Genomic DNA, 4831 nt, shown 5'->3' on the forward strand with positions numbered 1-4831 from the left:
GGTCGGCGAGGAGGGCCACGGCCTGGTCGAGCACCGCCCCCACCACGGTGGTCCCGGGGACGTCGGCCCGGGCGCGGGGGGCCGGGACCTGCTGCCACAACGCCTCGATGACGGGCGCGAGCTCCGGTCCGGGGATACCGGCCACCACCAGCACGTCGGTGTCGGCCGGGCTCATGGCGGCGGGCCAGCCCCGGCGGGCGAGCTCGGCCTCGACGGCCAGGCGCTCGGCGGTGTGGCCGGCGGCCGCCACGACCAGCACGTGCGGGCGGGCGGCGGCGAAGCGCAGCAGGCGGGCGGTCAGGTCCACCGCAGCGCGCCCTCCCGCCACGCGTAGACCACCCCGGCCAGGAGGATCGCCAGGAACGCGAACATCTCGATCACCGCGGCCGGCCCGACCCGCGACACGACCAGCGTCCACGGGTACATGAACACCATCTCCATGTCGAAGGCCAGGAAGACCATCGTCACCGGGTACCAGCGGACGTGGAAGCGTGAGAAGGCGTGCTGGGCCGGGGGTAGCCCTCCGCTGAACGGGGCGACCTCCAGCGCCGTGCGGCGCACGGCGAGGACCCGGGCCACTCCGTAGGTCAGCACCACCCCGGCGACCACCACGCCGAGCAGGACGAGCACCGGCCAGAACTCGTTCAACCCGGCCTCCTCCACAGTCATCGACGGCACGCCCATACCTATACCCCGCACGGGCATCCTCACTCAGCCCGGCGGCACTGTCCACCCTGAGCGCTCGTCCGGGTGTTCGCCCGACGGGTGAGGGCGTTGCACCCGTCGGGCAGCCGGCGTTGATCGCCGCGAGATGAGGTTTCCGCCCCTCGGAGGGCAAAGACGCGAAAACGGGCGACTCGCGGGAGTGAAACGGCGTTGATCGCTGCGAGATGAGGGTTTCCGCCCTTCGCAGGGCGAACACGTGGATCTCGCGGCGATCAACGGCCCCGCCGGCCGGGGAAGCTCCCTGCACACGGTGTCGGGCGACTCGTGCGGCGGCCGTCCGTCCGCGCAGAACGGGCGACTCGCAGGGCGGAACCGGGCGACTCGCGGGCCCGGAACGGGCGACTCGCGGGCGCGGAGCGGGCGACTCGCGGTCGGGGAGCGGGCGGCGGCCGCGGGGGTCGGGGCGGCGCGGTCAGGTGCGGGTGCCGTAGAGCGCGTCGTAGTTGTCGCAGAGGATGCGCTGCTTGAGCTCGTCGCTGACCGGGGCGCCGTAGATCTTCCAGTACTCGCTCCAGAAGTCGCTCCACGGCTCGTCGGAGGCGAAGAGCACACGGTCCTCCCCGAGGCCCCGGCGTTCGATCTCGGTCATGAGCCAGCGGGCCCCGAAGCCGATGGTCCAGGTGGTGTCGCAGTAGACCTGGTAGCCCTGCTCCACCCAGTCGAGGAAGCGGGGGACGAGCTTGATGTGGCCGCTCACGCCGCCACCGAAGTGGACCAGGTAGATCTTGACGCGCTTGCCGTAGGCCTCGACGAGCGGGACGAAGTTGTCGATGTCGGAGGCGCCGCCGGGGCTGGTGTGGAAGTGGAAGACCAGCCCGTGGCGCTCCGCGGCGTCGAAGCAGGCCTCGGCGACCGCGCGCGTCTCCTCGTCCCATGTGGTCGGGTCCGGGTTGCCGCCGAGCAGGAACGTCGTCTTGAGCGCGACGATGCCATCGGTGCCCGCCTGCTCGAGGGCCCGCAGTGTCATGTCCCGGTTCTGCGGGAGGAAGGAGACCCAGAGGCCGCCGACGAGCCGTTCGTTGTCGGTGACCGCATCGAGCACCAGGTCGTTCAGCGAGAAGGCGTGCTCCTGCACGGGGATGCCGTAGTTGGGCAGCACCAGCCCGCGTTCGACCCCGAGCCCGTCGAGGTGGCTCAGGTAGTCCTTGGCCCGGGGGAACTCGTAGACAGTGGGCTTGACCGGCTCCTTCAGGTCGTAGAACTGCCAGGCGTCCATCGTGCCGATGTGGCTGTGGGCGTCGACCACGCGGCCGCGAACCTTCTCCGACGACGCCATCGAACCTTCTCCTTCATACGATCGTGAGCGGGCGTGTCGGATAGTAACTCCTGGGCGGGGGTGCCGCTGCGGTGTCGCCTTCCATCGCCGATGTCCGATCCCCAACGGCATGGTGACGGTTTTCATGTCGATGTGGTCGGCCATCTGGGCGGTGAACGCCGGAGGACCCCCAACTCGTCACCTAGGCTCGTTGTTTCTTCCGGACGAGGAGCTGATGGCATGATCGGCGGTTTCCTGGGCAGAGCGACAGGTCTGGTGGCCAGCGGCGTGGTGGGCGCGGTCGCCTACGACGGGGTCAAGAAGCTGGTCCGCGGCGACGTGATCCACGGGGCCGCGGTCACCGTCACGTCCTGGGGGCTGCGCGGGGCGCGTGTCGCCGAGACGGGCGCCGAGAAGGCGCGGCTCACGACCGCGGACATCCTCAGCGAGGCCAGAGGGAAGCTGGGAGAGCAGTCCCCTCCGCCGGGCTCGGCGGCGTCGGCGAACAACCACGAGCACTAGCCCGGGCGCCGCGTGTCGATCACCGTGGTCTCGGACGCGGCGGGCCGCGTCCGGTTTGCGACCCCTGAGCTGACCGGTTGCTCCGCTCTCGCGGTGGCGGTGGAGGACGCCGTCGACGCCGTGCCGCACGTGCGGCAGGTGCACGCCTACCCGCGCACCGGCAACGTCGTCGTCTGGTTCGACCCCCGGCGCTGCGACCGCACCGAGGTCGTCGAGGCGATCGGCAAAGGGCTGGGCGCCGACCCGCAGGCCACGGCCGAGCGGTCGCCCCGCTCCGCTGACGTGACCAACGGTGACCTGGTCCGGCTCGTCGTGGGCGGGGTCGCGCTGGCAGCGCTGGGCCTGCGCCGTTACGGGCTGCGCAGGCCGCCGATGCTGGGGCCCACCAGCCGCACGGTGGCCACCGGCGTCACGATCTTCACCGGCTACCCGTTCCTGCGCGGCGCGGTGCGCTCGCTGGGACGCGGCAAGGGAGCCGGCACCGACGCCCTCGTCTCGGCCGCCACCGTGGCGAGCCTCGTGCTGCGCGAGAACGTCGTCGCGCTGACGGTGCTGTGGCTGCTCAACATCGGCGAGTACCTGCAGGACCTGACGCTGCGCCGGAGCCGGCGCGCGATCGCCGAGCTGCTCACCGGCGCCCGTACCAGGACGTGGATCCGGCTCGCCGACGGCACCGAGCTCGAGGTCGACATCGACCAGCTCGCGATCGGTGACGACGTCGTCGTGCACGAGCGCGTCGTGCTGCCCGTCGACGGCGAGGTCGTCGAAGGTGACGGCATCGTCGACCAGGCGGCGATCACCGGGGAGCAGCTGCCCGTCTCCGTCACGGTCGGCGCGCAGCTGCCCGCCGGCACGGTGCTGCTGCGTGGACGGCTGGTCGTGCGGGCGACGGCGGTGGGGTCCGACACCGCGATCGGCCGGATCATCAACCGGGTCGAGCAGGCCCAGCACGACCGGGCGCCGATCCAGACCGTGGGGGAGAACTTCTCCCGCCGGTTCGTGCCCACCTCGTTCGCCCTGTCGGCGTTGACGCTGCTGGTCACCCGCGACGTCCGCCGGGCCATGACGATGCTGCTCGTCGCCTGCCCGTGCGCGGTCGGGCTGGCCACACCGACGGCGATCAGCGCGGCCATCGGCAACGGCGCGCGGCGCGGGATCCTGATCAAGGGCGGTGCGCACCTCGAGGCCGCGGGCCGGATGGACGCGCTCATCGTCGACAAGACCGGCACCCTGACCATGGGCCGTCCCGTGGTCACCAACGTCATCTCCTTCCGTGACGACTGGACGCCCGAGCAGGTGCTCGCCCACGCCGCCAGCTCCGAGATCCATTCGCGGCATCCGCTGGCCCAGGCCGTCATCCGCTCCACAGAGGAACGGCTCATCACGATCCCGCCGCACGAGGAGTGCGAGGTGCTGCTCGGGCAGGGGATGCGGGTGGAGTCCGACGGCCGGATCCTGCTCATCGGGAGCCGCGAGCTGCTGCGCCGGGAGAAGGTGCCGATCAGCCGCAGGGCGCACGACTGGGTGCGCAAGCTGCAGCGGGCGACCGAGACGCCGTTGCTACTGGCCGTGGACGGCACGCTGGTCGGGCTGGTGTCGTTGCGGGACACGGTGCGCCCGGAGTCGCGCCAGGTGCTCGACGCCCTGCGCGCGGACGGGGTGCGCCGCGTCGTGCTCCTGACCGGTGACCATCCCGCGACGGCCGCCGCCGTGGCCGCCGAGCTGGGGATCGACGAGTTCCAGGCCCAGGTCTCGCCGGAGGCGAAGCAGGACCTCGTCCGGTCGCTGCAGAGCGAGGGGTACACGGTCGCCATGGTGGGGGACGGCACCAACGACGCCCCGGCGCTGGCGCTCGCCGACATCGGCATCGCGATGGGGGTGGCGGGCACCGACGTGGCGGTCGAGACGGCCGACGTCGCGCTGGCCGGTGACGATCTGCGCAAGCTGCTCGACCTGCGCGACCTCGGTCGGCGCAGTATCGGCCTCATCCGGCAGAACTACGGGATGTCGATCGCGGTCAACGCGGCGGGCCTGCTCGTCTCGGCCGGGGGAGCGATGAGCCCGGTGATCGCGGCGATCCTGCACAACGCCTCGTCCGTGGCCGTGGTGGGCAACAGCTCCCGGCTGATCCGCTACCGCCTGGAGCGCTAGTCTCACGCTCCCGCCAGGAGCCCCCGAGCGTCGAGGGTGTGCGTCGCGGGTCCGGGGGAGGGCGAGCTCCAGGTGAGCGGGCACGGCAGGACGCAGGCCCCGTCCCGGCGGGCGATCCTGCGGGCGATGATGCTGGCGCCCCTGGCCGGCTGCGCCCCCCGTGCGGGCACGCCGCCC

Annotated in this window: 4 protein-coding genes and 1 pseudogene; 2 read left to right on the plus strand and 3 right to left on the minus strand. The window is 72.1% G+C overall.

The window, feature by feature from the left end:
- From HF577_RS36480 to HF577_RS36490, 3 genes and pseudogenes are all read right to left on the minus strand, one after another.
- Window positions 1-307 (minus strand): annotated as a pseudogene (locus tag HF577_RS36480) (hypothetical protein); the annotation flags it as partial.
- Complete coding sequence (locus HF577_RS36485) at window positions 298-669, minus strand: NADH-quinone oxidoreductase subunit A (protein ID WP_211175399.1); 372 nt, start codon at window positions 667-669, stop codon at window positions 298-300. The gene HF577_RS36485 and the pseudogene HF577_RS36480, both read right to left, overlap by 10 nt.
- Window positions 670-1138: 469 nt before the next feature.
- Complete coding sequence (locus tag HF577_RS36490) at window positions 1139-2002, minus strand: amidohydrolase family protein (protein ID WP_169400564.1); 864 nt, start codon at window positions 2000-2002, stop codon at window positions 1139-1141.
- Window positions 2003-2221: 219 nt separating this feature from the next.
- Here HF577_RS36490 and HF577_RS36495 point away from each other — a divergent pair, with 219 nt between their 5' ends.
- Entirely contained in the window at window positions 2222-2503 is a 282-nt protein-coding gene (locus HF577_RS36495; protein ID WP_169400565.1) for a DUF1490 family protein, read from the plus strand.
- A gap of 12 nt (window positions 2504-2515) precedes the next feature.
- Entirely contained in the window at window positions 2516-4654 is a 2139-nt protein-coding gene (locus HF577_RS36500) for a heavy metal translocating P-type ATPase (protein WP_169400566.1), read from the plus strand.
- Window positions 4655-4831: the final 177 nt, after the last annotated feature.

The sequence above is a fragment of the Pseudonocardia xinjiangensis genome (assembly GCF_012911925.1).
Lineage (GTDB): Bacteria > Actinomycetota > Actinomycetes > Mycobacteriales > Pseudonocardiaceae > Pseudonocardia > Pseudonocardia xinjiangensis.